Here is a 22,742-nt window from a genome sequence, read left to right on the forward strand (position 1 = left end):
TAATTAATAACATTAAATTGTTAAAAATATCATAACTTGATTTTGACTGAACAGATCTGTTCATTGAGTAGGTTGTGGAGGCCGGGCACAGTAAATTACAAGTAAAAAAATACCCCGCACAGAGGCGGGGTATTGTCAGTTGTACAGTTCGCTTTTATACGAACTCAGCAGTAAGTTCAGCCGTTGGCACGGGCCAGTGCAGCGTTAAGGGTAGTGCTTGGACGCATAACCTTCTTAACCATATCGCGGTTGGCGTGGTAGTAGCCATCCAGTTCCGGTGCGGAACCCTGTACAGCTTTCAGTTCGCTGATAATGGCTTCTTCACCGCTGGCCAGGTCTTCTGCCAGTTGCTTGAACTGTGCCGCCAGTTCCGGATCTTCGGACTGGTTAGCGACTGCCTGTGCCCAGTACTTGCCCAGGTAGAAGTGGCTGCCACGGTTGTCCAGTTCACCGGTCTTGCGGGAAGGTGACTTGTTGTTTTCCAGCAATTGGATAGTGGCTTCGTCCAGAGTCTTGGAAAGCAGGCCGGCACGGGCGTTGCCCTTCAGGCCCTGTTCTTCCAGAGATACTGAAATCGCCATGAACTCACCCAGGGAGTCCCAGCGCAGGTGGTTTTCTTCCTGTACCTGCTGTACGTGCTTAGGTGCAGAACCGCCGGCACCTGTTTCATACATACCGCCGCCTTTCAGCATCGGTACGATGGATAGCATTTTTGCAGATGTACCCAGTTCCATGATCGGGAACAGGTCAGTCAGGTAGTCACGCAGTACGTTACCGGTCACGGAGATAGTGTCCTGACCGCGCAGCTGACGTTCCATCGAGAAACGGATCGCTTCGTTGTAAGACATGATGTGAATATCCAGACCGTCAGTGTCGTGGTCCTTCAGGTATTCTTTTACCTTCGCCATCAGCTGTACGTCGTGGGCACGCTCAGGGTCCAGCCAGAAGATAGCAGGGGTGTCAGAGTTACGGGCACGGGTTACACCCAGCTTAACCCAGTCACGGACCGGCTCGTCTTTGGTCTGGCAGGCACGCCAGATGTCGCCCACTTCAACTTCGTGAGACATCAGTACGGTACCGTCTGCGTCAACAACGCGCATGGTGCCGTCCTGTTCGATTTCGAAAGTCTTGTCGTGAGAACCGTATTCTTCAGCTTTCTTAGCCATCAGGCCGACGTTAGGCACGGTGCCCATTGTGGTCGGATCGAATGCGCCGTTGGTCTTACAGAAGTTAATCATTTCCTGATAGATACGGGCATAGGTGCTTTCAGGCATAACCGCTTTGGTGTCTTTAACCTTACCGTCAGGGCCCCACATCTTACCGGAGTTACGGATCATGGCCGGCATGGAAGCGTCCACAATTACGTCGCTTGGTACGTGCAGGTTGGAAATGCCTTTAACAGAGTCAACCATCGCCAGTTCAGGGCGGGACTCGTAGCATGCCTGGATATCTTCTTCGATTTCTTCGCGAACTGAGTTAGGCAGGCTGGCAATCTTTTCGTAAACGCTGCCCAGACCGTTGTTCGGGTTAACACCCAGCTTAGTAAACAGTTCTGCGTGCTTTTCGAACAGGTCTTTGTAGAAAACGGTTACCGCGTGACCGAATACGATCGGGTGAGAAACCTTCATCATGGTCGCTTTAACGTGCAGAGACCACATAACATTGGTTTCTTTGGCATCGTTCAGTGATTGTTCAAAGAATTCACGCAGAGACTTGCAGCACATGTACATGCTGTCCAGTACTTCACCTTTCTCCAGGCTCAGTTCTTTCTTCAGCTGTACGTCGCCGTCTTTGGAAACGAATTCAATACGAACGTCCTGCGCTTCGTTAGACGTAATGGACTGTTCGCTGGAGAAGAAGTCACCGCTGCGCATGTAGTCAGCGTGGGTGCGGGATGCTTTGCTCCATTTGCCCATGGAGTGTGGGAATTTACGTGCGTAAGCTTTTACTGCAGCAGGGGCACGACGGTCAGAGTTACCTTCACGTAATACCGGGTTTACAGCACTGCCCAGAATTTTGGAGTAACGTGCCTGAATTTCAGCGTCAGTGTCGTTGGCCGGTGCTTCCGGGTAGTCAGGGATGTTGTAACCCTGGCCCTGAAGTTCAGCGATACAGGCTTTCAGCTGTGGGATAGACGCGCTGATGTTAGGCAGCTTAATGATATTGGCATCCGGGTCCTGAGTCAGTTTGCCCAGGAAAGCCAGGCCATCAACTACTTTCTGATCTTCACTCAGGTTTTCGGGGAACGCAGACAGTACACGACCAGCAAGAGAAATATCGCTGATTTTGACATCGATGCCGGCAGCAGAGGTGAATGTTCTGATAATAGGGAGCAGAGAACAGGTCGCCAATGATGGTGCTTCGTCGGTCAGGGTGTAGTACATCGTTTGTTTATTGGTTGTCATTTTATCCCCTTTTGTTTCGACAGAGAGACGGTGGTTTATTATAGGAAACGACGCGGACGTGAGTTCGCATCTCCCGAAGCGGGCGTCGCACCACCGAATGTTTTTTACGCGGGGGCGATTATACGTTAAAAAACTACTTAAATTGAAGCGGGCTGCTGATCTGAGCGGGGATTTTTCGGCTAAAGTAGCAATAGACTGTAGTATTACTACTCCAAAGTGCCTGTGATTTTCTTCAGATAATAAAAAAGGGCTTAATATAAGCCCTTGTTTTTACTGGATTGAGTACGGTTTACCGGGTTGGTAGTACAGCCTTCAGTTTTTCGTGCATGTCCAGCAGTGTCTTTTCAGTTGTGTCCCAGTCGATGCAGGCATCAGTGATAGATACACCGTACTGCAGGTCTGCCGGGTCCGCCGTCATCTTCTGGTTACCGGCACCCAGGTTGCTTTCTACCATCAGGCCAACGATGGTTTTGTTGCCGTCGATGATCTGGTTGGTCACGTCGGTCATCACCAGTGGCTGCAGGTTGTGATCTTTGTTGGAGTTCGCGTGGCTGCAATCGACCATGATGTTGGTGGATACGCCGGCTTTGTCCAGTGCCTGCTCGCACAGGGCAACGTTTACAGAATCGTAGTTAGGCTTGCCGTTACCGCCACGCAGTACAACGTGACCGTACTTGTTACCCTTGGTACGTACGATAGAGCACTGGCCGTCTTCGTTAATACCCAGGAAGTTGTGCGGGTGGGCCACGGATTCCAGCGCATTGATGGCAACGGTCAGGCCGCCGTCAGTACCGTTCTTGAAGCCCACTGCGCCGGACAGACCGCTGGACATTTCGCGGTGAGTCTGGGATTCAGTGGTACGGGCACCGATAGCTGACCAGGAGATCAGATCCTGCAGGTACTGCGGGGAAATAGGGTCCAGTGCTTCAGTTGCCAGTGGCAGGCCGGCTTCTGCCAGTTGCAGCAGCAGGTCACGGCCGATGTGCAGGCCTTCTTCGATCTGGAACGAATCGTTCATGTGGGGATCGTTGATCAGACCTTTCCAGCCAACGGTGGTACGTGGCTTCTCAAAATAGACGCGCATAACCAGATAAAGAGTGTCTTCGACTTTGGCAGCCAGCTCTTTCAGACGCTGGCCATACTCGATAGCCGCTTTGGTGTCGTGAATTGAACAGGGGCCAACCACCACAAAAAGACGCTTATCTTCGCCTTTTAGGATGTTTTTAATAACCTGACGGCCTTCCATAACAGATGCAGCAGCGGTTTCGCTCAGCGGCAGTTTGTTTTTCAGTTCGGCAGGAGTCAGGAGGACTTCATTACTCTCGATATTGAGGTTTTCTACGCGTTTATCAGACATCTTATTTCCTTCATGTGATCCTTAAGTCGTTCAGCTGGACCACAACGCCTTGCTTTGGCTTAACTCTTGTTAACTTACTAATAAGTGGAGACTCTTTGTATCACATAAGTTGTTACTGTTTAAGGGGGCAAACAGCGAATCCCGGACCTTGGAAGGAATAAAACGTTGTCTGCCGGGTAAAAGAGAATAAAATTACTTCTGAAGATCAGACTGGCCACCTGCGGGTTAACGGTAAGGTGGCGTGTTACAAGGCATATGGTTATAGCTAAATTTTCTGATCTGAATCAGGTAAAGAAGGCTGTTTTTAAACAGTTTTATCCGCTTTAAACAGAACTGTTCGCTAAAATGGTTGTCCATTAAGCCAACCCGTATAAATCACAATAGGAAAAACCGTGTTGCAAAGAATCCAGCAATGGCTCAGCTATCTGCTAGCTTGCACCTTTTTAGTTCTCTCGACGGTACCCGCCGCACAGGCCGGACTGTTCGATAATGCTGACCTGTTTGGCGCCAGTGAAGGCCCGGTAGATGTGGAAGAAGCATTTACTTTTGATTACGAACAGGGAGAGAACGGCGCGCTTAAACTTGTCTGGGTCGTTAAAGACGGTTACTACCTGTACCGGGATAATGTTGAGCTGACCTACAGCGATAAGATCAAAATACTCTCGGAAGAGCATTCTACTGCCAAACTGAAAGCCGATCCGCTGTTCGGCGATGTCTATGTGTATTACAGCCAGGGCGTGATGGATTACCAGCTGAGCAGTACGACCGGTTCAACCGTCAGCGATACGATGACGGTGTCCTATCAGGGCTGCTGGGATGGCGGTATCTGTTATCCGCCGGTACAGAAAACCATCGACCTTAAAGATATTCCGGTGGTACAGGCATCGGTGATTCCTACACCGGCAGCCACTGATCCGGCGATGGCGAATGCCGATAAAGTCATTCAGGCGGTTGTCCCTCAGCAAACCCTGAGCACTACAGTCAGTGAACAGGATCAGTTTGCTCAGTTGCTGTCTTCCAGCAGCCTGATGCTGATTCTGGGCGCTTTCTTTGTGGCCGGTCTGGCGCTGGCGCTGACCCCCTGCGTATTCCCGATGATTCCGATTTTGTCCAGCATCATCATTGGTCAGCAACAGCCGGTCAGCACTAAACGGGGCTTCTTCCTGTCGCTGGTGTATGTGCTGTCTGTCGCCGTGACCTATACGGTACTGGGCATTGTTGCCGGTCTGTTTGGTGAGAACCTGCAGGCGGCTTTCCAGAATGCCTGGATTATCGGCACCTTCAGTTTCATCTTTGTGCTGCTGTCTCTTTCAATGTTCGGCTTTTATGACCTGCAATTGCCGAACAGCCTGCAAACCAAACTTAATCAAATGAGCAACAGCCAGCAGGGTGGCAGCATCATTGGCGTGGTGATAATGGGTCTGCTGTCGGCGCTGATTGTCGGTCCGTGCATGGCCGCGCCGCTGGCCGGTGCGCTTATCTATATCGGCCAGACCGGCGACCCGGTACTGGGCGGTGCGGCACTCTTCAGCCTGAGTATGGGGATGGGGGTTCCGTTACTGATTGTGGGCGCATCGGCGGGCAAGCTGTTACCGAAAGCCGGTATGTGGATGGAGAATGTCAAAGCAGGCTTCGGTGTACTGATGCTGCTGATGGCAGTATGGATGCTGGACCGGGTGATTGCCGATGGCATTGCGATCTTCCTGTACGGCATGATTCTGCTGGTCAGTGCGGTGTATATGAAGGCGCTGGATACGCTGGCGGAGGCCGCCAGCAAGTGGCAGCGTTTCTGGAAGGGCACCGCGGTGCTGCTTCTGGTGTACGGTGGCAGCCTGGTGATTGGCAGTCTGGCTGGCAGCCAGAGCCTGTTTCAGCCGCTGAAGGGGCTGGTTGCCGGCGGTGGCACTGTTGCCGCTGAAGCCAAGGTTGAATTTGTGAAGGTGACTGACGAGCAGACGCTGGATCAGATCCTCAATACCGCCCGGCAAAACAATCAGCCGGTGATGCTGGATTTTTATGCCGACTGGTGTATTTCCTGCATTGAGCTGGACAATATTACCTTTGTGGATGCCGGTGTTCAGCAGTCTCTGAAACCCTTTATCAGCGTGAAAATTGATGTGACCGCCAACGATGCTGACTCTAAAGCATTGTATAAGCGTTACAGTGTAATCGGGCCGCCTGCGCTGATTTTTTACGATAATCAGGGCAATATCCAGCCGAATATGACCCTGATTGGCATGGTGCAGCCGGATGACTTTATCCGCCACGTTCAACCGCTGATCTGAATACATTATTGAAAGACAAACCGGGCCTGTGCCCGGTTTTTTTATGCCTGGCGGATATTACAGGCGACGGTTTCGATCACCTCTGCCATTGCGGTTGTCAGCGCTGTTTGCCGTTCTCCGCTCAGCAGGACGGTTGTTGACACCGGTAAGGCGGGCAGGCCGTCTCTGTGATCTAAAATCCGCATCCCGGCGCTGAGGGCAGAACGGCTCAGCATAGCGACCGCCAGCCCGGCGTGAACGGCTGCACTGATACCGGATAAACTTTCGCTACTGAAGGCAATCCGATATTCGACAGCGTTGTTTTCCAGTGCAGCAATGGCGGCATCACGCCACCAGCATTCTCGGTTAAACAGGGCGACCGGTAATGGCTTGCCTGGTTCCGGTAAGAAGCTGTCTGAGGCGACCCAGATCATTTCATCCTGACAAACAATCTTTTCACTGCCGGCGTCCGGGCCTGCTGTATACAGGGCCAGATCCAGTTCACCGCGCTGAATCGCCCGGGGGAAGGTTTCGCTGAAACTGCAGTTAACGGTGACATCCACCTCAGGATATCTGGCCGTAAACTGCTGCAAAACAGCTTTCAGTGCATCACGGGAAAAGTCATCCGGCACCCCGATAGTAATCTGGCCGCTGAGGCTCTGTGTGAACAGCCGGGCAATCCGGTCGACATCTTTAACAAGCTGTCTGGCTTCAGGCAGCAGCCGGTGACCGCTTTCTGATAATTGCATACCCCGTGGTAAACGGTGAAACAGGCAGGTGCCCAGCGCCTCTTCAAGCTTGCGGATCTGTACGCTGATCGCCGATTGGGTCCGGTTGAGCAAGTTGGCTGCCTGGGTAAGGTTGCGGGTTTCGGCAATGGCCAGAAAGGTCCTGAGCAGCTCGCTGTCGATATCAGAGCGTTCGATAGTATTCATGATTGACTTCATAACTATTCATTTTATGAATCATTTTACCGGGATTACTGTAGACGAACAATTGGTTTAAAGAGGTAAAGTATTATGTTCTGCAGTACATCCGGTACCGCTGATTCAGCCGGCGGGCGCAACATTTCCTACTGGCGGTGGCTGGTATCGGGATTGCTTCTTGTGGCTATTGCTATGAGTCCGGCTGCTTTCGGCCGGGCTGTGCTGTTTACGCTGGACAGCCTGTGGCTGGTGAGTCCCATGATTGTTATCGGGCTGGTACTGACTGCACTGATGCTGGCAAGCAACTCCATGCAGTTGATCGCCCGGGCGTTTCATGGTCGTGAGCTGCCCATGATTTTGTGGGTATCCATGGTTGGCGCTGTCACCCCTGTATGCGGGGCTACTGTGCTGCCGCTGATTGCCGGACTGCTGATTGCCCGCGTACCTCTGGCGCCGGTAATGGCTTTCTGGCTTGCTTCACCGATAACCGATCCGGCAATGTTGTCGCTGACTGCCGCCACCCTTGGCTGGCCGCTGGCGCTGGCGAAAACCGCCGGCTCGGTGGGGGCCGGAGTGTTTGGCGGGCTGGCTGTGTTATTGCTGACAACCAACGGCTATCTCAAAGACCCGGTCAGAAGCGGATCACAATTGCAGCGTTTCAGTTGTGATACGGCTGATGCAGGCGGCGCGATTGTCTGGCGTTTCTGGAAAATCCCATCCCGTAAGGCTGTGTTTGTTGGCAGTATCAAAAGTAACGGCCGGCTGATGCTGATCTGGTTAAGCCTCGCGTTCATCGCCGAGTTCTACCTGCAGACCTATGTGCCACTGGACTGGTTGCCCGGGCTTTTGGGTGCTGAAGCTGCGTGGGCAGTTCCGCTGGCGGCCATTGTTGGTGCGCCCATATATCTGGACGGTTATGCAGCGTTACCCCTGGTGAGAGGGCTTATTGATGCAGGCATGGGCTATGACGCTGCCCTTACGTTTCTGGTCGCCGGAGGGATTACCAGTGCCTGGGCCGCGGTGCCGGTATTTGCTTTGGTGCGTGGGCGGGTGTTTCTGTTTTATTTGCTGTTAGCCTTGCTTGCTTCAGTACTGGTGGGCTTTATTGGCGGATTGTTTTTATAATTCTCTGTATCAATATGTAAACAGAAGCAGTAATTATATGTCGGTAACCACAATGACCATCAGTGTGCTGGCCTCCCGGGCCGGTGTTGGGGTAGAAACGGTACGGTATTACCAGCGCAGCGGGCTTATGACTGAGCCGGCGAAGCCGCCCTCCGGTTACCGGCAGTACGGTCACAGTGATCTGCAGCGGCTGTTGTTCATCCGCCGGGCAAAGCGGCTCGGTTTCAGCCTCAAGGATATCCGCGCATTGCTGGCGCTGGATACCGGTACCCGCTGCCAGACGACCAGAAATCTGGCGGCCTCCCGTCTTAAGGATGTTCAGGCCCGGATGCACGATTTGCAAGTGATGGCACGCAGCCTGGAAAGCATGGTGGCCAGTTGTGATCAGAATATTGCCGCGGGGGTCGGTGTGTGCCCTGCAATCGACAATATTATCTCTGAGCAGACGATTCCCTGAGTTACACCTCAAAAAGCCGTTTAGGACCGTTGACTCCGTACTAAGGTACGGCGTTTATAGTGGTGTTATGTGTAATACACCTGACGGAGCCTGTTATGCGGCTGACACTGTTTACTGAAAAAGCCGGCGTCTTTGGCGCGATCATTGCGGCAATGGGTTGTGCCTCATGTTTTCCAGCACTGGGCGCGCTTGGTGCTGCGGTGGGGATGGGGTTTCTTGCCCAGTTTGAAGGCCTGTTTATCAATACACTGCTGCCATTCTTTGCCTGGCTGGCGCTGATTGCATCTCTGGTGGCCGGATATAAGCACCGGCGCTGGTGGCGTTTACTGCTATCGGTTGCCGGTCCTTTAATGATACTGGCGACACTGTATCTGTTCTGGACGGATAGCTGGAGTACCCCGATGTTCTATTTTGCAATTGCGCTGATGTTTTTTAACGGGATCGCAGATCTGATCAAACCGCCACAACGCCATTGCAGCCTGGCCCGGGCTGAGGAGAAAAATTATGACTGAAACTGTCAATCTGATATCGGTACTGACCTGTCCTGAATGCGGTTTTGTTAAGCAGGAAACCATGCCAACGAATGCCTGCCAGTGGTTTTATGAGTGTGACGCCTGTGCACGCCTTTTAAAACCGTTGCCGGGTGACTGTTGCGTATTTTGTTCTTATGGCACGGTGCCTTGTCCGCCGGTTCAGCAGGATAAAAAGTGTTGTCAGTAATTTTTATCCATAAAATGGGTAATTGTTTTTTTAAAATGTATTTCTTATGAATTTTCACGATTACTGTTTTATACTTTCGTATAATACCTTTGGTGATTATTATTTTACGGGAAAAATTATCCGTAATTATTCAAACAATTTTATCATTTATTTATCTGTCTGAATTATTTGATGATAAAGATTCAGTATTTTTTATTTAAACTGTAATGGGCAGAAAGAGGCTCTTTAACAGAGTTTTATGTTAGTTGTTTTAGCTGCCTATGGAAAACGTTAGATACAGTTTAATACTTATGTTTCAATAGGTTGTGATTACCTGCTTAGGCGTCTTCTCATGCTTGAGTAAGGCGTCATGAACCCTGTTTTTTTATAAAGTCATCTTGTAAGTTTCCTTTATTCGCATTGCGGATTAACTCTGTTTTAAGCATAAGAAAAGGGAAATTATGATGATTAAAACGATATTTATACTGTCACAGACATACCTTCATTACGCTTCTGAAGAAGCATTTCAAAGGCTGGGTAAAAATACTAAAACCGTACTTATTTTACCGCTTGGTGAAATTCCGGATTCACGTATTACCCAGTATATTGATGAAATTGTCCACGTTCGCGGAGACTGTACATTAACCCTGCGGCCGGCATTTGAGTTCGGCGCGGTGGCTGAAAGAATCGAAGCGGAAATAGCATTACTGGGTTCTGCCCGGGACATCAGTATTTACTGCCAGCAGGAAGACAATCTGATGGTGGCTGCCCGCTTACGGCAGGCGTACGGGATTGCCGGGGACAGGCCGGAACAGGTTGAACTGTTTCGCGATAAACTGGCGATGAAAACCCGTGTCGGTGAGAGCATTGCCGGCAGCATACCCAGGCACCGGCGGTTCGATATGCAGCGCTACCGGGAAAACGGCCAGCAGTATTATCAGGCCCTCTGTGAATATCTCGGGCCGCGTATGGTTATCAAGCCGGTGTCCGGCGCGGGCAGCGTCAATGTAGCCATAATTGAATCATTCAGTGATTTTGAAGCCTTCGGAACACTGTTAGATGAAACCCACTATGGCTTTGAATACGAGGTGGATGAATTTATAGCCGGTACCATGTATCAGTGTGATTCTGTGATTGTGGATGGCGGGGTGAAGTTCTCATCGGTGCTGGAGCTGGGCTGTACTAACTTTGAGTTCGTGCAGGGGCAGCCGCTGAGTTTTATGCCGTCTATTCCTGCACAGCTCAGTGATCTTCTGAAAGACTTTAACCGCCGGGTCATTGCAGCCCTTGGCCTTGAAAACGGGGTCACTCACCATGAGTTCTTCTATGATCATGATACCGGCAAGATAACCTTCCTTGAAATTGCCATGCGGGTACCCGGTACCATTGTGGTTCCGCTCCATGCAGACAACTGCGGTATTAACCTGATTGACTGCAGCCTTTACCTTGCAGCGGATAAGCGCTGGCTTAATACTCTGCAAACCACCGCGAAGAATGACCGTTTTGCCGCGCTGCTGCCTGTTGGCCGGGGTGAGGTAACCCGCTTACACCGGCCAGATCTGGAAAGTGATTTTGGCATCGACTGGTTTGTCAGCGAAGGTACTTCAGTGGCTCTCACCGAAACCGTACAGGATCAGGCCGGTGTGCTGCGGGTATATAACACGGACCCCCGGGCACTGCGGCGTGACTTCAAACGCCTGCAAAATTTCACCGCGACGACCTGTCGCTAATTTATGGACATCTCCGGTTTAGCCGGAATGATTCTCTGAATCTATCTCACAGATGAGGCTTTCTCATGGAAGACGTACGTTATTTTTCTTTTCAGGATCTGGAAGACATCCTTCGCGGCGCACACTTTTATGCCAGTGGTGGCGGGGGCGCTTATGAAAACGGTAAACAGCTGTTAGAACAGACCGTTGATATTCTTCATCAGCAGGGCCTGTCAGGCCTGGCATATCTGGAACCGGGTAAGAATATCCCGGATGACATTCGCTGTCCCTTTGTTGGCGCCCTGGGTGCACCTGCCAAGTACCTGAGCGAAGGCTTTGAACATGCGCCGTTGCGTGCGCTCAGGCTGCACGAAGACGCGCTGGGGCAGCAGCTGGGTGACCCCGATTTACGCTTCGCTGCCGTGAGTGCAGTGGAAACCGGCACAATCGCTTATGGCATGAACATGCTGCTGGCTGCCCAGCAGGGGATTCCTATGATTGATGCCGATGGCTGCGGGCGGGCGGTGCCGGTTATTCCGATGCTGGGGCTGGCACAGCCGGTTGCCGCTGCACCACCGCTTTCACCAATTGCGCTGGTATCCGAACAGGATGAGCTGGAAGGCGGGGCGCAACTGGTGATCAATACCCGTAATACCCACAATCTGAGTGACATGTTACATGGCATCATTACCTATGATGACGGTTTTGATCAGCGTTCTGCGTTCAGTTGTTATGCAGCCACAGGGGCGTCACTGAACAGCGCCAGCCCGGGCTTTATCGTGCCGGGGGCCATGAGCCGGTGTTTGCAGTTTGGACGCACGCTGCGCGCTCACAAAGCCAGCGAGCAGGCGATGGTTAAGGCAGTGGCGGATCTCACCGGCGGCATTCACCTTGGCCGTCTGCGCCTGTTAGGGCTCGATGAAGAAACCCGTGACGGTTTTGACTATTTACAGGTTGAACTGCTGGATGACAGGGGCAACCGCTACCGGGTGCAGGTGGAAAACGAAAGCTTGCTGGTATTACGTGAAGATCTGTACGGCCAGTGGCAGCCGGTTGCCATGGCACCGGACCTGATCTGCTATCTGTGCAGCAACGGTGACACCATTACCAATGCTGAACTGGCGGCGGCCCAGGCGGAGTGTGCAAAACAGGGTAAACCCCTGATGCTGAATCTGTTCGTGGTACCTGTACCGGAAGAACTGAACACAGCGCATTTCCGTCAGCTTTGTATGGATGAACTGGCGGCAATCGGCTGGCCACAGTCGAAGATTGTTTCGCCGTTTGCTGATTACCCTGAGACCGGGAACCGCGCCAGTGAAGACGCTGTGTCGGGGGTTATCGGTCAGCCAGTCAGCCCGGATCTGGTATCGGAACAGGGAGCGTTGCTATGAAATTACTGATTTTAGTGCCGGTGAATACCCAGGCATTCAATGATTCAATTCTCGGCCATGTCCTTCCTGCGGTGGGTGAGGGAACCACTGTGTCGGTCCGAAATCTGGATGCCGGTACCCGTTGTATTGAATCCCGGGCGGATCTGGCGATCAATGCCAGTCATGTGATCCGTGCTGTTCAGCAGGCCGAAGCGGACGGTTTTGACGGCGTGTTTGTGACGGATATGGATATGTGCGGCGTGGAAGCCTCACGGCAACTGGTCAGTATACCGGTCATCGGCGGTTACCGGGCCAGTGCATACACGGCCATGATGCTCAGCCAGCGCTTTGCCATTCTGACCATCGCCAATGCCGACGACATGCAGCGTGAACACGCCCGTATGTTCGGCATCGACAACAATCTGGCGACGGTGCTGGCGTTGCCACTGGGGGTGTATGATCTGACTGACGAAGCTGAGATACGGCAATTGCTGGTTGAATATGCGCTTAAAGCGATCCGGGAACACGGTGCCGAGGCCATTACATTTGGCTGTACCGGTTTCGTTGCTTATGCGGATTTTCTGTCGGATGCCCTGCAGGAGATTCTCGGCAGCTATATTCCGGTGATGGACCCTAACAGGTGTGCCATTAACTATCTGGAACTGCTGGTCAGAAACCGTCTGTCGCAGAGTCAGAAAACCTATCCGCTGGTACTGCCGAATCTGGCATAGGCCACTGCCGGTGTAAAAAGAAAAGCCGCTGATGTCAGCGGCTTTTTTTCGTCAGTACAGCATCAGCCGATAAGGGAGGGTAACCAGAGGACGATGCTAGGGAAGGCAATCAGTACGCCAATGGTAATGACATCAGCCACGAAGAAGGGGGTTGCTCCCCGGAATACATCCTGCACTGAAATGTCTTTACGGACCCCGGCGACAACAAAGCAGTTCAGCCCGATAGGTGGAGTGATCAGGCACAGCTCGGCCATCTTCACCACTATGATGCCAAACCAGATGGCACAGCCCACACCGGAAACCCCGAAAGCAGAATCTGCTGCTGCAACCCCTTCACCGCCGTTCAGGGCAATCACCGCCGGGTAAACTACCGGCAGGGTCAGCAGGAGCATACCAATGGCATCCATAAACATACCCAGTACCGCGTATGCCAGCAGGATCAGCAACAGCGTCAGCATGGGAGGCTGATCAAGGGCGGTAATCCAGTCGGAAAATGCCGACGGCAGGTCGGCGAAGCCCAGGAAACGCACATACAGCAACACGCCCCAGATGATGGTAAAGATCATGACCGTCAGTTTGGCGGACTCAATCAGCGCATCCTTGAGGTTATGCCATTTCATCCCCTGAATGAGTGCCATGATGAGCACTACAAATGCACCCAGTGCACCGGCCTCCGTTGGTGTACCCACGCCACCATAAATACACACCATGATAATGCCGACAACGAAGAAAATCGGTAAGGCACCCGGCAGGGATGCAAAGCGTTCGCCCCAGCTGAAGCCGCTGACCGGCGGCCCAAGATCTTTGCGCCATTTGGCCAGCAGGATGACCAGGCCGGCATAGATAATGGCTGATACCACCCCGGGGAGGAAGCCTGCCATCAGCAGGGTGCCTACGTCCTGTTCGACAATAATGGCGTAGATCACCAGGATCGCTGAAGGCGGAATCAGTGACGCTAGCGTGCCGCCGGCGGCAACAACCCCGGCGGCAAAGCGCTTGTCGTAACCGATTTTGAGCATTTCAGGTATGGCGATACGGGCAAATACAGCCGATGTTGCCACCGACGCGCCTGATACCGCAGCAAAGCCTGCGGTTGAGAATACTGTTGCCACGCCCAGGCCGCCCGGCAGCCAGCCCACCCAGCACTTGGCAGCCCGGAACAGGGCTTTGGTCAGCCCGGCGTAATAGGCCAGATACCCGATCAGGATAAAGGTCGGAATCAGTGACAGTGACAGGGTCGTGGCTTTGGAATGAGGGATGGTCCCTGCCATCTTAACGGCAACCCCAAAGCCTTTTTCAAAGCCGAGTTTGGCAGAGAAGATCCATAACAGGCCGAAGAACCCGGCGCTCGCAGCAGCGAATGCCACCCGTACACCGATGATGACCATAAACAGCATGAAGGCGGTCACAATCAGGCCGATATTAACTGAGCTGAGGTTACCCATAGCCGTGAACAGTTCGCTCATGAGCGGCCTCCGTTATCGTCGTGCTCCATGCCGGAAACACTCTCTGCTTCATGGGATGCCTGAGTTGCAGCATCCTCGATCAGGGGGACCGCAACCGGGGTATCGCCGCCTTCTCTGAAGGCGCGGATATAGCCCCACAACTGCAGGACCAGCCGCAGCGCCAGCACAGTAAGCGCAAAGGGGATCACCAGCTTTGCCGGCCAGACAGGCAGGCCGATGTCGATTGAGCTGTCACCGTTGGTATAGGCCCGCAGGAAGTGCAGATATGAACCGTAAATAAGTACCAGGGTGACGAACAGCATCAGTACTGTGGTAACCGTTTCGCTGAGCCAGAGTTTACGGCCGTGCAGTTTGCTGACCAGAATATCCATACGGATATGGCCGCCCAGCCGCTGACAGTAAGCGATACCGAAAAACGCAAAAATCGCCATAAACTGTTCGACCCAGTCGATGTAACCTGTGACCGGCAGGCTGAAGAGCCAGCGTCCGAGTACGTTGACGACCGCCAGCAGAACCAGCATAAAAATTGTTATACCGCTCATTAGCGCCAGCCATGACTCCGCGACGAAGAAGGCGCGGTCAAGCCGGCTGAGAAGAGATGAATCACTGAGTACAGCAGAGGATCCAGCCATAAGAGAGTACCTTTACAAGAGTACTTGCAGAAAACGGCCCGTCAGGAGACGGGCCGGGTATCAGAGATGACACTCTTTACTGGGTAATCATGCCATTAACCAGATCATAGAGCTCCTGGGCAGGAATGCCTTTGGCAGCCATGTCTTTAATCCAGGCTTCGCGGGTCGGGCCGGCAACCTTGGATTTAAACTCGGCAATCTCAGCATCGGAAAAGGTAATCTGTTCGATGCCTTTTTCATCCAGTTTAGGCCCCCAGGCCTTCATGGTTTTGCCGTTGTAGTTATCAATGTAATAGGCCAGCGCTTCATCAACAGAGCCCAGCAGCGCTTCACGGTTAGCATCGCTCAGGCTGCCCAGTGCATCGGTATTTACAACGACAGGGCAGTTTACGGTGCCCGGGTTGAGGTTAGTCGTCCACCATGTGGCGGATTCAACTGTCCCGAATGCCATGTGTGCGTGCGGTGCAAAGGCCACTGCAGAAATAACACCGGAATCCAGAGAGGTGCGCACTTCAGTGGCTGACATCGAGGTCGGTACTGCATCTACGCCAGCCATGGCTTTACCGATACCGCCAGTTGCCCGTACCCGCATACCTTCAAAATCGGCGACGGTTTTAGGGGCATCACCGACGCCGGCAATGTTGTATTGTGGCATAGGAGATGGCATCAGCAGGGTAGCGCTCCAGCGGGCAAGGTCTTTGACGACCGCAGGGTGCTTGTAGAGAGCCTGAGCGATTTTGGTTTCCTGTTCAAGGGAAGACACGCCCAGGAAAGGCAGCTCCATGACCGTGATGGTCGGGTTTTTATCGCGGTGGTAGCCGGCACAGAACTGGGCCATTTCAAAAGCACCGATCGAGATACCGTCGAGGTTTTCCTTGTTCTTGGAAAGGCCACCGTAGGACAGGTTGAGTTTAAAGTCACCGTTGGTTTTGGTTTCTACCAGTTCCGCCAGTTTTTCAACGTGAGCGGTGAATGCACGGGGTTTGCCCCACAGTGAGACGTTCCATTCGGTAGCTGCCTGCACCTGGGCAGCGGTTAGCAGGCCGATTGCCGAAGCCATCGCCAGTGTTTTGAAGTGTTTCATAGCGTTCTCGTGATTATTGTTTTTGTTAAGACGATACAGGCAAGTACTGCAATGCGTCGCTTCCCTGGCCGACCAGATTGAGTTTTAAAACAAATACATAGGTAACGCATTGGGTAAATGACGTCAAGTTTGACCAGATGGAAAATGCAAAAAACAGGGTGAAGCAGTGTTTCCGGTCAGGCTGAAGAAGGCGGCAGGGGGCAGTAAACAGACAGGTATAAAAAAGGCCTCAGAAGAGGCCTTTTACATGGGCAATCGGTATAACCAGCGATTAGCTGATCTTGTTGATGGTGTCGAAACCACCTTTTTTGTTCATTACGATACGGCCGTCAGCAACTTCGTAGCTCCATTCAGCAGTACGGCGCAGGCCGCCTAACGGGTACATGTGAATACCGGTGATACCGCAGTCAGGATCAGTGGCGTGGTAGTGCGCCAGGTCAGTCAGTTGCTTGTCAGGTGCGTTAACAACCAGCAGCTTGGTCAGGTTTTTCGCCTGCTTGGTCAGTACCTTCATAGATGCGCCAACGCCACAGTGCTTAGCGTGCATCATCAGAGATTTAAGTGTCGCCAGACCCGGTACGCCAATGTGGATTGGCAGTTCGTTACCTTCAGATTGCAGGAACTTGTCCCACTTGATGATTGGGTCAACGTCAAATGCGAACTGAGTCACCATGTACATATCAGTACCGGTTTCTTTCGCGTAGGCATTCTTCCAGCGCATAGCGTCCAGAATGGCAGAATCTGGCATGTCAGGGCTGCCTTCAGGGTGGCCTGCAACAGCGATTTTGTTAATGCCGTGCTTCTGGAACAAACCTGTCTGTAACAGCTGAGTGGAGTCAGTGAAGTCACCCAGTGGCTTGTCTACCGCACCGGCAATGGTCAGAACCCAGTCTACACCGGCTTCACCCACGACGCGCTTGATGTTTTCTTCCAGAACCTGCTCGTTAGTGATGCTGCGGGCAGCAAAGTGAGGAACCGGGATGAAACCTTCTTTACGTAAGCGAACAGCAACATCAACCGTATCATTAAAGTCCGAACCTGGCAGGAAGGTGATGTAAACAACGGTACCTTCGCGTAAGTGCTCGCGAAAATCAGGAATCTTAGCTGCGCCAGCCGGCGTAGTTTCCGCTGTAAAGCCCTGGATAAAGTTCTGAATGATTTCAGGATTGGACATAATCGTTATTACCTTGACCAGTTATCGGGGACCTGTTGCGGGCGTATGCCAGGCGCACTTTGGCGGATACCGATAGGTTGATGTAGTTGTTATGCAGCGGGCAACTTGCTCACTGTGTTTCTTATAAGCCGCTAGTGTCCTCTTTCATGGCGCGGATTAATTATCTGAAGACGTCAGAAAAGCGCCAAAATACGGCATGGATATGTCGTTCAGGGCAAAAGTTTTGCTGAAATTTGATATAGCGCAATCAAACAGTTGCAGAAAAAAAGCGCCTTATAAAAGGCGCTTTCAGAGTATCCTGTGCGGATGCCGTAATTAGGCAGATTATTTGGTGGAGGATCAGTCTTGCTGTAACTCCGGAATGCCGGCAAAGAGCTCCAGTGCCCCGGGGTTGGCCAGCGCCTCTTTATTTTTAACCGGTCGGCCGTGGACCACGTCCCGGACAGCCAGCTCGGTGATCTTGCCGGAACGGGTGCGGGGAATGTCGGTTACAGCGATGATTTTCGCCGGCACATGGCGGGGGGTACATTCGCTGCGAATGCGGCGTTTAATGGCCGTCATCAGTTCATCGTTCAGTGTGACACCCTCTGAAAGCCGTACAAAGAGTACCACCCGGGTATCCGCATCCCATTCCTGACCGATAACTATAGCTTCCTGAATCTCATCAAAGAGTTCCACCTGCCGGTAGATTTCAGCAGTACCGATACGTACACCGCCGGGATTAAGGGTGGCATCAGAGCGGCCATAGACAACCACGCCGTTGTGCGCGGTGATCTCAATAAAATCACCGTGGGTCCAGATGTTGGCGTACTTATCAAAATAGGCTGACTGGTATTTCTCACCGCTGTCATCCCCCCAGAATCCGACTGGCATGTTCGGGAAAGGTTTGGTGCAGACCAGCTCGCCGCGGTCGCCGCGAACCGGTTGCCCCTCATCGTCAAATACTTCAATGGCCATGCCCAGGCCGCGGGCCTGAATTTCGCCGCGCCATACCGGCCCTGTCGGGTTGCCCAGAATGAAACAGCCGCAGATGTCGGTGCCGCCTGAGATAGAAGACAGCTGTACATCCCGCTTAACGGATTCATAAATATAATCGAATCCCTCATCGACCAGCGGAGAGCCCGTAGAACAGATCGCACGCAGATCTGACAGATCATGGGTTTCGGCCGGTTTCAGTCCGGCTTTGCGGCAGGCATCAATGTATTTGGCGGACGTGCCGAACAGGGTGAAGCGCTCTTGCGCGGCATAATCGTAAAGCACGTTACCGTTAGGATAAAAAGGTGAACCATCGTACAGCATGACGGTGGCGCCGGTGCCCAGTGCGCCGATCAGCCAGTTCCACATCATCCAGCCACAGGTTGTGAAATAAAACACCCGGTCTTCAGGACGCTGATCACAGTTAAGCAAATGCTCTTTGCGCAGATTCAGCAGCATACCGCCGGCGCTGTGGGTAATGCATTTTGGTTTACCGGTGGTGCCGCTGGAGTACATGATAAACAGCGGATGATTAAACGGCATGGAAGCGAATTCAATCTCAGCAGCGGTGTAGCTGGCCGTAAACTGTGCCAGTGTTGCTGTCGGGCGAACGCTATTCACCGCACTGACGTCCGGCTCCGCATCCAGCAGGGGCAGTACAACAACCTGTTCGACAACCGGCAGATCCTGCAGGATCTCAGCGACAGTGCTGAGGCTGCTGTGGCCTTTACCGTTATAGAAGTAACCGTCAGCGCAGAAGAGTACTTTGGGGCGGGACTGGCCAAACCGGTCCAGCACGCCGTTGACACCGAAGTCCGGTGAACAGCTGGTCCAGATTGCCCCCAGCGACGCCGTCGCCAGCATGGCAATGATGGTTTCCGGCATATTCGGTACAAATCCGGCCACCCGGTCGCCGGGCTGAACGCCGGCATCGCGCAGCGCCTGGCTGAGTAATGACACCTGATCATACAGCTGATTCCAGCTGATGCGGCGGTTAACCCGGTCTTCAGCCCGGAAGACGATTGCATCAGTGTCATCCCGGCGTTGCAGCAGGTTTTCAGCGAAATTCAGTCTGGCATCCGGAAAGAACTGTGCCCCCGGCATTTCGTCGCCATTGATTAATACCCGGTCACCGCGTTGCTGACTTTTAATGTCAGCGAAATCCCAGAATGCGTTCCAGAAATCTTCCGGGCACTCAACCGACCACTGCCACAGGCTGTCGTAATCCGGGAGTTGCAGATTAAAACGGCTTTCACACTGCTGGCTGAATGCGCGGATGTTTGAGGCCGCGACTGCTTCCGCGGTGGGGGTCCACAGTGGCTGATTCATGGGGGTACTCCGAATAGGGTTTGTTAAAATTTTTTAGCAGTGTCGGCCAGACCGCTTTATAAATCCAATAAAATTATTTGAATAATTTATTTAGTAAATTTATAAATGTATTTTTACAGTTCAGAAGGCACAGACACAGATGCGCAATATCACACTTAAACAGCTCAGGGCCTTTGTGGCGGTTGCCCATACGCGAAGCTTTACCGAGGCCTGTGCAAGGGTGCATCTGTCGCAACCTGCCCTGAGTATAGCCATTAAGAATCTTGAGGAAGAGGTAGGCGGTGAACTGCTTGCCAGGACGACCCGTACCCTGGCCCTGACCCCGGAAGGTGAGGAGTTTTACCCGGTTGCAGAGCGGATGTTGCTGGACTGGGATAACGCCCTTGACGATCTGCAGCAGCGTTTTGCCCTTAAACGAGGCCGCATTGTCATCGGGGCGATGCCCTCGTTTGCCAGCAGCCTGCTGCCAGCGCTGCTAAAGCCTTTTCGCAGTGAGTTCCCGCACATTGCAGTCACTGTTCAGGATGTGGTTGCAGAAAGTGTGGTTGATCTGATCCGCGAAGGGCGTATTGAAATCGGCTTCAGTTTTGATCCCGGCGAGGCGGAAGACCTGAATTTCACCCCTTTGTTCAGGGACAACTTTGTCGCCATCGTCAACCGTAACCATCCTCTGGCATCAGCTGAGACCATCTGCTGGAAAGATCTGCTGGCGGATCATTTTATCAGCTTGCAGAAGCCTTCCAGTATGCGCCAGTTACTGACGGATAGCCTTGAAGAACACGGCATGCAACTGGTACCTGAGCTTGAAAGCCACCAGTTGGTGACCGTTGGCCGGATGGTGTCAGCGGGCCTGGGAGTGAGCGCGGTACCGTCGGTCTGTATTCAGCAGATGCAGGAGATGTCAGTGGTCTGTAAGCCGCTCAAAGCACCGGAGATATCCCGTCCGGTGGGCATAATTACCCGCCGCAGGTATCCTTTATCCAGTGCCGCCAGGCAGTTTCTTGAAATCGTCGGCAAGCAGGAGAGTCGCTTTCCGGCAGGTTTGTGAGGCCGGTCGTAGACCATCAGTCAGCACTCATACGGCTGTTTTACTCAAAATAAGTAATCCCACATGGCAATGTCAGTTTGCACTACTAGACTTACGTGGTGCAGGTGCATCAAAACACTTACTTTTCAATAATTAAGCCGTTTCAGAGGATGGAATGGTGAAAGGCAAGGTTTTCATGGATCAGCCTAAGGATGGGGAAAATTCGTTCATGTGAATGTACTGCTTGTCACGGAGTTCCCTGAATTTTTGTAACAGTAATCAGGATGAGTTATGAAAATCAGAACGAAGCTTGTGAGTGTTTTTTGTTTGTCTATGGCGCTGATCGGGGCTGCACTGGTGGCCGAAAAGGTTGCCGTATCGAAAAATGATTATCAGCTTGTTGTCAGTGAAAAACGTCATTTATCAACCCTTATTGCTGAAGAGTTCCTGCACAGTTCTAAAAACCTGACCCGTCTGGCACGTACCTACGTTGCCACCGGCGATCCTGCCTATGAGAATGCCTATTGGGACATCGTAAAATGGCGCAGCGGGGAGATCCCCCGGCCTGCAGAGACCCATCCGGCACTTTACCCCGGGGTAACTAAGCCCCAGACAGAGATCATGAAGGAACTGAATTTTACTGAGGCTGAGTTTGCCCTGCTGACAGAGGCGGGTAGCTTATCCAATGATCTGATCAAAACAGAAGAACAGGCCATGAACAGTGTCCGCCAGCAACAGGTGGTGGCAGGGCCTTTTAAGGCTGTTGCGGAAGAATCCACAGAAGCCTTTGCGATCCGTATTCTGTTTGATGCCAATTACCATAATGAAGTGACAGAAATAATGCGTCCGGTGGATCTGTTTTTCAATGAAATTGATCAGCGTACATCCGCCGAGCTGTACGCGGCACAGGCCAGTGCCAACTTCTGGATGAATACCGCATTTACTTTTCAGCTGTTAGTGGCCGGTGCGCTGGTGGCGGTGATCTTTATGACGTTACGTTTAGTCCTGGCACCGCTGAATGAGGTGGTCACGGCGATGCACGAAATTGCCGAAGGCGAAGGCGATCTGGGCCGCCGTCTGGAAGAAAAAGGCAATGATGAGCTGACCGATCTGGCCCACAGCTTTAACCTTTTTGCCGCTAACGTGATGGCCATGGTGGAAAAAGTCGGCGCCTCTGTCGAGAATATCTCAGCATCTTCAAGTCAGCTGGCATCAACCGCTGAAAAAGCGGATTTCGCGATTAATCAGCAGAAAATGTCGATCGATCAGGTATCCTCCGCCAGCCATCAGATGGTTAGCGCGGTTCATGAAGTGGCCCGTCATGCCACATCGGCAGCAGCGGCGACCAGCCAGTCTGATACAGAAGCCAGCCAGGGCATGCAGGTGCTGGGAAATGCTATCCAGGAAATAAATGTGCTGACGGAAGAAATTCATCAGGCATCCGGTGCGATTGGTCAGCTGGAGTCAGACAGCAATACTATCAGTTCGATACTGGATGTAATCCGCGACATTGCGGATCAGACCAACCTGCTGGCGCTGAACGCTGCCATTGAGGCGGCTCGTGCCGGTGAGCAGGGCCGCGGCTTTGCCGTTGTCGCTGATGAGGTGCGTAATCTTGCTCAGCGTACCCAGGATTCCACCCAGGAAATTCAGGGAATGATCGAACGGTTGCAAAACAGTGCACTGACAGCGGTAAATGTGATGCAGCGTAGCCAGGATCAGGCCCAGAGTTGTGTGACTCAGGCTGCTGAGGCCGGTGAGTCACTGCAGAGCATTACCCAGGCTATTTCGGCCATTAACGATATGAATAACCAGATCGCAACCGCCAGTGAGCAGCAGGGAGCAGTAATGGATGAGATCAGTACCAGTATTACCGCAATCCTGAGTCAGGTGGACGAAACCTCAGCGGGATCACGGAATACCGCCATCAGCAGTGACAGTATGCGGGCTTTATCCATGGAGCTGAAAACACTGGTGGGGCAGTTTAAGGTTGCTTAATTCGCGTCGCCTGA

At 52.6% G+C, this 22,742-nt stretch carries 18 protein-coding genes; 10 read left to right on the top strand and 8 right to left on the bottom strand.

The genetic code is table 11. The features are described from left to right. Nucleotides 1-176 precede the first annotated feature (176 nt). On the bottom strand, nucleotides 177-2,405 hold the full coding sequence (locus PCI15_RS11430) for an NADP-dependent isocitrate dehydrogenase (RefSeq protein ID WP_271274466.1): 2,229 nt from the start codon (nucleotides 2,403-2,405) through the stop codon (nucleotides 177-179). A gap of 289 nt (nucleotides 2,406-2,694) precedes the next feature. Continuing rightward, nucleotides 2,695-3,762: a 3-deoxy-7-phosphoheptulonate synthase gene (locus PCI15_RS11435; protein WP_271274467.1), complete on the bottom strand. Its 1,068-nt coding sequence runs from the start codon at nucleotides 3,760-3,762 to the stop codon at nucleotides 2,695-2,697. 392 nt (nucleotides 3,763-4,154) lie between these two features. On the opposite strand from PCI15_RS11435, the gene dsbD reads away from it, so the two are divergent. Further along, nucleotides 4,155-6,047, top strand: a complete 1,893-nt coding sequence (gene dsbD / locus PCI15_RS11440) for a protein-disulfide reductase DsbD (protein WP_271274468.1) — start codon at nucleotides 4,155-4,157, stop codon at nucleotides 6,045-6,047. Nucleotides 6,048-6,088: 41 nt separating this feature from the next. Here dsbD and PCI15_RS11445 read toward each other — a convergent pair whose 3' ends face one another. Then, nucleotides 6,089-6,961, bottom strand: coding sequence for a LysR family transcriptional regulator (locus PCI15_RS11445; RefSeq protein ID WP_271274469.1), 873 nt, complete (start codon nucleotides 6,959-6,961; stop codon nucleotides 6,089-6,091). 84 nt (nucleotides 6,962-7,045) lie between these two features. Between PCI15_RS11445 and PCI15_RS11450 the strand changes: the two genes are divergently transcribed. From PCI15_RS11450 to PCI15_RS11480, 7 genes are all read left to right on the top strand, one after another. After that, the gene (locus PCI15_RS11450) at nucleotides 7,046-8,077 is read left to right on the top strand and encodes a permease (protein WP_271274470.1); all 1,032 of its coding nucleotides are present in this window, start codon (nucleotides 7,046-7,048) and stop codon (nucleotides 8,075-8,077) included. A gap of 37 nt (nucleotides 8,078-8,114) precedes the next feature. Beyond that, complete coding sequence (locus PCI15_RS11455) at nucleotides 8,115-8,534, top strand: MerR family transcriptional regulator (protein WP_271274471.1); 420 nt, start codon at nucleotides 8,115-8,117, stop codon at nucleotides 8,532-8,534. Nucleotides 8,535-8,629: 95 nt separating this feature from the next. Continuing rightward, nucleotides 8,630-9,046 (top strand): organomercurial transporter MerC, encoded by a 417-nt coding sequence (gene merC, locus PCI15_RS11460; protein ID WP_271274472.1) that lies wholly within the window; start codon nucleotides 8,630-8,632, stop codon nucleotides 9,044-9,046. Beyond that, complete coding sequence (locus PCI15_RS11465; RefSeq protein WP_271274473.1) at nucleotides 9,039-9,254, top strand: GDCCVxC domain-containing (seleno)protein; 216 nt, start codon at nucleotides 9,039-9,041, stop codon at nucleotides 9,252-9,254. The genes merC and PCI15_RS11465 overlap by 8 nt, the downstream gene beginning before the upstream one ends. 440 nt (nucleotides 9,255-9,694) lie before the next feature. Continuing rightward, on the top strand, nucleotides 9,695-10,963 hold the full coding sequence (locus PCI15_RS11470; protein WP_271274474.1) for an ATP-grasp domain-containing protein: 1,269 nt from the start codon (nucleotides 9,695-9,697) through the stop codon (nucleotides 10,961-10,963). Between the two features lie 65 nt (nucleotides 10,964-11,028). Continuing rightward, nucleotides 11,029-12,333 carry an S-methyl thiohydantoin desulfurase domain-containing protein gene (locus PCI15_RS11475; protein ID WP_271274475.1) on the top strand — a complete coding sequence of 435 codons (1,305 nt, stop codon included), beginning with the start codon at nucleotides 11,029-11,031 and terminating at the stop codon, nucleotides 12,331-12,333. Continuing rightward, entirely contained in the window at nucleotides 12,330-13,043 is a 714-nt protein-coding gene (locus PCI15_RS11480; protein WP_271274476.1) for an aspartate/glutamate racemase family protein, read from the top strand. Before PCI15_RS11475 ends, PCI15_RS11480 begins: the two co-directional genes overlap by 4 nt. A 62-nt stretch (nucleotides 13,044-13,105) precedes the next feature. On the opposite strand, the gene PCI15_RS11485 is transcribed toward PCI15_RS11480, so the two are convergent. The 5 genes from PCI15_RS11485 to PCI15_RS11505 all read right to left on the bottom strand — a co-directional run bounded on the left by PCI15_RS11485 (nucleotide 13,106) and on the right by PCI15_RS11505 (nucleotide 19,703). After that, the gene (locus tag PCI15_RS11485; protein WP_271274477.1) at nucleotides 13,106-14,509 is read right to left on the bottom strand and encodes a TRAP transporter large permease; all 1,404 of its coding nucleotides are present in this window, start codon (nucleotides 14,507-14,509) and stop codon (nucleotides 13,106-13,108) included. Continuing rightward, nucleotides 14,506-15,141 carry a TRAP transporter small permease subunit gene (locus PCI15_RS11490; RefSeq protein ID WP_271274478.1) on the bottom strand — a complete coding sequence of 212 codons (636 nt, stop codon included), beginning with the start codon at nucleotides 15,139-15,141 and terminating at the stop codon, nucleotides 14,506-14,508. The genes PCI15_RS11485 and PCI15_RS11490 overlap by 4 nt, the downstream gene beginning before the upstream one ends. Before the next feature lie 76 nt (nucleotides 15,142-15,217). Beyond that, nucleotides 15,218-16,225 carry a TRAP transporter substrate-binding protein DctP gene (gene dctP, locus PCI15_RS11495; protein ID WP_271274479.1) on the bottom strand — a complete coding sequence of 336 codons (1,008 nt, stop codon included), beginning with the start codon at nucleotides 16,223-16,225 and terminating at the stop codon, nucleotides 15,218-15,220. 271 nt (nucleotides 16,226-16,496) lie between these two features. After that, complete coding sequence (locus PCI15_RS11500) at nucleotides 16,497-17,399, bottom strand: methylenetetrahydrofolate reductase (RefSeq protein ID WP_271274480.1); 903 nt, start codon at nucleotides 17,397-17,399, stop codon at nucleotides 16,497-16,499. Nucleotides 17,400-17,738: 339 nt separating this feature from the next. After that, nucleotides 17,739-19,703 (bottom strand): acetoacetate--CoA ligase, encoded by a 1,965-nt coding sequence (locus PCI15_RS11505; RefSeq protein WP_271274481.1) that lies wholly within the window; start codon nucleotides 19,701-19,703, stop codon nucleotides 17,739-17,741. Between the two features lie 139 nt (nucleotides 19,704-19,842). Between PCI15_RS11505 and PCI15_RS11510 the strand changes: the two genes are divergently transcribed. Continuing rightward, complete coding sequence (locus PCI15_RS11510) at nucleotides 19,843-20,751, top strand: LysR family transcriptional regulator (RefSeq protein WP_271274482.1); 909 nt, start codon at nucleotides 19,843-19,845, stop codon at nucleotides 20,749-20,751. A gap of 270 nt (nucleotides 20,752-21,021) precedes the next feature. After that, entirely contained in the window at nucleotides 21,022-22,728 is a 1,707-nt protein-coding gene (locus PCI15_RS11515) for a methyl-accepting chemotaxis protein (protein WP_271274483.1), read from the top strand. Nucleotides 22,729-22,742: the final 14 nt, after the last annotated feature.

Source organism: Aliamphritea hakodatensis, from assembly GCF_024347195.1.
Taxonomy (GTDB): domain Bacteria; phylum Pseudomonadota; class Gammaproteobacteria; order Pseudomonadales; family Balneatricaceae; genus Amphritea; species Amphritea hakodatensis.